Consider the following 4,653-nt stretch of genomic DNA (forward strand, 5'->3'; position numbering starts at 1 on the left):
CGCGGCCCGGCAGCGGCCGGTCCACAGGGGGCAGCGGCGGGTCCACGGCAGGCAGCGGCCATTCCAGGGCGGGCAGTGGCCACGCCCCGGCAGGCGAGGGCCACGCACCGGCAGGCGACGGCCGTGCGTCGACCGCCGCGCGGAGCATGACCGCCGCCGCCCTTCTTCCCGAGGTCCTCACCGCGCCCGCCACCCAGCGGCCCCGCCCCACCGACCGCTTCGCGGACCTCCTCCTGGCCGTCCTGAGCGGCCGCCGCCCCGTCCACAGCATGCTGCGCCACACCGCGGGCCGCGCCTACGACGAACTGGCCTGGCTCGCCGATCAGGGCCCCCTGCGCGCCGTCCACGGCGCGGACCCGGTCATCCGCGACATCGGCTACTACGTGGCCGCTCCCGGCGCCCTGGAGGTCTTCGCCCGCATCGGCGCGGGCGACCGCCTCAGTGCCATGGCCTTCCGCCTGGAACACGGCCCGGACCACCGCTGGCGCTGCACAGCAGTGGAACTGGGCGGCCCGAGGCGGCCCCACATGGACGACGACTGAGTCGCGTCTCACGGCCCGCACGGCAGGCCCCAACCCGCACGCACCGCATCACACCCCGGCCCCCGCACCCGCACCTCCACTCACGCAGAAGGGCCGGACACCCGAAGATGCCCGGCCCTTCCCTGCCTCACAGCCTGCGGCCAGCCGCCTCACGGCCTGTGGCCCGCCGCCTCAGCGCCCACAGGCGTCGCCGTTGGCGCCGAAGTCGGGCTCACGGGCTCACGCCCACCCGCCCGTACTCCACCGCCCGTACGCCGGCCGGCGCCGCGGCCCCGTACCGCCCCGCGCGCCCGCGGGGCGACCCGCTACTTCTTGCGGCGGCGGCCGCCCGCCCTGCCCTGCTGCTTGCGGCGCTCCGCGCGGGTGAGGCCGTCGGCCTCGGAGCGGATGGGCTCGTCCTCGGGGAGGTCGCCCTCGACGATGCCGCCCTCGCCGTCGACGGTCGGCGCGGAGAAGTGCAGACGGTCCCGGCGCTGCGGAGCCTCCAGCCCCTTCGCCCGGATCTCCGGACGCGACGCACCGGCCTGGGCCGGCACCGCGTCGCCCTTGTCGAGGGACGGCTTGGCGTCCTCGACCGGGACCTCCTCGACCTGCTGCTCGACCTGGACCTCCAGGTTGAACAGGTAGCCGACGGACTCCTCCTTGATGCCCTCCATCATCGCGGTGAACATGTCGAAGCCCTCGCGCTGGTACTCGACCAGCGGGTCCTTCTGGGCCATCGCGCGCAGGCCGATGCCCTCCTGGAGGTAGTCCATCTCGTAGAGGTGCTCACGCCACTTGCGGTCCAGGACGGACAGGACCACCCGGCGCTCCAGCTCACGCATGATCTCGGAGCCGAGCTGCTCCTCACGTGCCTGGTACTGCTCGTAGATGTCGTCCTTGATGGACTCGGCGATGAACTCGGGGGTCAGCCCGGCCCGGTCGCCGGCCGCCTCCTCCAGCTCCTCGATGGTGACCTTCACCGGGTAGAGCTGCTTGAACGCGCCCCACAGCCGGTCGAGGTCCCACTCCTCGGCGAAGCCCTCGGCGGTCTCCGCGGCGATGTACGCGTCGATCGTGTCGTCCATGAAGTGCTGGATCTGCTCGTGCAGGTCCTCGCCCTCCAGGACGCGGCGCCGCTCGCCGTAGATGACCTCGCGCTGCCGGTTGAGGACCTCGTCGTACTTGAGGACGTTCTTCCGGGTCTCGAAGTTCTGCTGCTCCACCTGCGACTGGGCGGACGCGATCGCGCGGGTGACCATCTTGTTCTCGATCGGCACGTCGTCCGGCACGTTCGCCATGGACATCACACGCTCGACCATCTGGGCCTTGAACAGGCGCATCAGGTCGTCACCGAGGGAGAGGTAGAAGCGGGACTCGCCCGGGTCGCCCTGACGGCCGGAACGACCGCGCAGCTGGTTGTCGATACGGCGGGACTCGTGCCGCTCGGTGCCGAGGACGTAGAGACCGCCGAGGCTCTCGACCTCCTCCTTCTCCGCCTTGACCGCCGCCTCGGCCTTCGCGAGGGCCTCGGGCAGGGCCGCGGCCCACTCCTCGATGTGCTCCTCGGGGTCGAGCCCGCGCTGGCGCAGCTCCGCCTCGGCGAGGTCCTCGGGGTTGCCGCCGAGCTTGATGTCCGTACCACGGCCGGCCATGTTGGTGGCCACGGTCACGGCGCCCTTGCGGCCGGCCTGGGCGACGATGATCGCCTCACGGTCGTGCTGCTTGGCGTTCAGCACCTCGTGCTGGACACCGCGCTTGCTGAGCTGCTGGGAGAGGTACTCGGACTTCTCGACCGACGTCGTACCGACGAGGATCGGCTGGCCCTTCTCGTGCTTCTCGACGATGTCGTCGACGACCGCCTCGAACTTCGCGACCTCGGTGCGGTAGATCAGGTCGGACTGGTCCTTGCGGACCATCGGCCGGTTCGTCGGGATCGGGACCACGCCGAGCTTGTAGATCTGGTGGAACTCGGCGGCCTCGGTCATGGCCGTACCGGTCATGCCGGACAGGCCGGGCTGCTCCTTGCCGTTGTGGTCGTGGCGCTTGTAGAGGCGGAAGAAGTTCTGGAGGGTGATCGTGGCGAGCGTCTGGTTCTCGTCCTTGATCGGCACCCCTTCCTTCGCCTCGATCGCCTGGTGCATGCCCTCGTTGTAGCGGCGGCCGGCGAGGATACGGCCGGTGTGCTCGTCGACGATCATGACCTCGCCGTCGATGACGACGTAGTCCTTGTCCTTCTTGAAGAGCTCCTTCGCCTTGATGGCGTTGTTCAGGTAGCCCACCAGCGGCGTGTTGACCGACTCGTAGAGGTTGTCGATGCCCAGCCAGTCCTCGACCTTGGCGACACCGGACTCGTGGATGGCGACCGTGCGCTTCTTCTCGTCGACCTCGTAGTCGCCGGTCTCCTCGATGCCCTTGAGGGGGTTGCCGGGCTCGCCCTTCTTCAGGCGCGTCACCAGCTTGGCGAAGTCGCCGTACCACTTGGTGGCCTGGTCGGCGGGGCCGGAGATGATCAGCGGCGTACGGGCCTCGTCGACGAGGATGGAGTCGACCTCGTCGACGATCGCGAAGTTGTGGCCGCGCTGGACGAGCTCGTCCTGGGACCACGCCATGTTGTCGCGGAGGTAGTCGAAGCCGAACTCGTTGTTCGTGCCGTACGTGATGTCGCAGTTGTACTGCTCGCGACGCTGGGCCGGCGTCATGTTGGCGAGGATGCAGCCGACGTTCAGGCCCAGGAACTTGTGGACGCGACCCATCATCTCGGAGTCGCGCTCGGCCAGGTAGTCGTTGACCGTGATGAGGTGGACGCCCTTGCCGGACAGCGCGTTCAGGTACGCGGGCAGGGTGCCGACGAGGGTCTTGCCCTCACCGGTCTTCATCTCGGCGACGTAGCCGAGGTGGAGGGCGGCGCCACCCATGATCTGCACGTCGTAGTGACGCTGGCCGAGGGCGCGCTTGGCGGCCTCGCGGACGGTGGCGAACGCCTCGGGGAGCAGGTCGTCCAGGCTCTCACCGTCGGCGTACCGCTGCTTGTACTCATCGGTGAGGGCCCGCAGCTCGGCGTCGGAGAGGTCGACGAAGTCCTCTTCGATGGAGTTGACCTGGTCCGCGATGCGGTGCAGCTTGCGCAGGATCTTGCCTTCGCCTGCACGCATGATCTTCGAGAGGACGGACACGGGGGTTTGTCTCCTTGCCGGTCGGGCCTGGGACGGTCGGTTTCAATGACAGATTCAAATCACAGCTTGAGCAACGGCCATCGTAAGCGAGGACCCCGCCGTGCCGGGAGGTCTGGCCCTGACAGCCACTAGGACAACGGGCGGGCGTCGCCGATGGTGCCGCGTTCCGCCCACGAAATGCACGAATTGTGACCGCCTCGTCGGCCCCGCGTCACGGGCCCGTTCGCAGAACGTGCGCAAATGAGATGGCGCCGTTCCGCCGCCCCGAGCACAATCGCCCGATGGACCCCGTCACCCTGACCACCGAGCGCCTGCTGCTGCGCACCGTGGACGCGCGCGACACCGACACGGTGTACGCCGCCGCGCAGGACCCGGACATCCAGCGCTGGACCACGATCCCCTCGCCGTATCTGCGCGAGCACGCGGTGACCTTCGTGGAGCACGCGGTCCCCGAGGGCTGGGTCAACGCCTCCATGTTCACCTTCGGGGTCTTCCTTCCCTCCGGGGTGCTGACGGGCATGCTCGGCATCACCATGCGGTCCCTCGGCTCCGCCGAGATCGGCTTCTGGACGGCCAAGGAGCACCGCCGCAACGGCTACACCACCGAGGCGACCCGGGTCGCCGCCCGTTGGGCGTTCACCGCGCTCGCCGTCGACCGCCTCGAATGGCGCGCCGAGGTCGGCAACACCGCGTCCCGCGCGGTCGCCGAGAACACCGGCTTCACCGTGGAGGGCACGCTCCGCTCCGCCCTCAACAACAACGGCACCCTCCGCGACTGCTGGGTGGGCTCCCTCCTCCCCTCCGACCTGAGCCTGCCCTCCACGTCCCCCTACCTACCGGCCCCGCACTGACGCCCGGCCTCCCCGGTCCCGCCGCCGTCTCTCCCAGCTCAGCACCGCTTGTCAGTGCCCTCGCCTACCCTGCGGACCATGACACCCCTGCCGCCCCCCACGACA

Annotated in this window: 3 protein-coding genes; 2 read left to right on the top strand and 1 reads right to left on the bottom strand. The window is 69.7% G+C overall.

Going from position 1 to position 4,653, the window contains the following annotated elements; all coding sequences use genetic code 11:
• A partial coding sequence (locus AOK15_RS33175; RefSeq protein WP_240508710.1) for an Rv3235 family protein occupies positions 1–542 on the top strand: 542 nt, incomplete at its 5' end.
• A 305-nt stretch (positions 543–847) separates the two neighbouring features.
• On the opposite strand, the gene secA is transcribed toward AOK15_RS33175, so the two are convergent.
• Positions 848–3,697 (bottom strand): preprotein translocase subunit SecA, encoded by a 2,850-nt coding sequence (gene secA, locus AOK15_RS33180; RefSeq protein WP_055522025.1) that lies wholly within the window; start codon positions 3,695–3,697, stop codon positions 848–850.
• Between the two features lie 281 nt (positions 3,698–3,978).
• Here secA and AOK15_RS33185 point away from each other — a divergent pair, with 281 nt between their 5' ends.
• The gene (locus AOK15_RS33185) at positions 3,979–4,548 is read left to right on the top strand and encodes a GNAT family N-acetyltransferase (RefSeq protein WP_055522026.1); all 570 of its coding nucleotides are present in this window, start codon (positions 3,979–3,981) and stop codon (positions 4,546–4,548) included.
• Positions 4,549–4,653: the final 105 nt, after the last annotated feature.

This window comes from Streptomyces ossamyceticus, from assembly GCF_001418475.1.
Taxonomy (GTDB): domain Bacteria; phylum Actinomycetota; class Actinomycetes; order Streptomycetales; family Streptomycetaceae; genus Streptomyces; species Streptomyces ossamyceticus.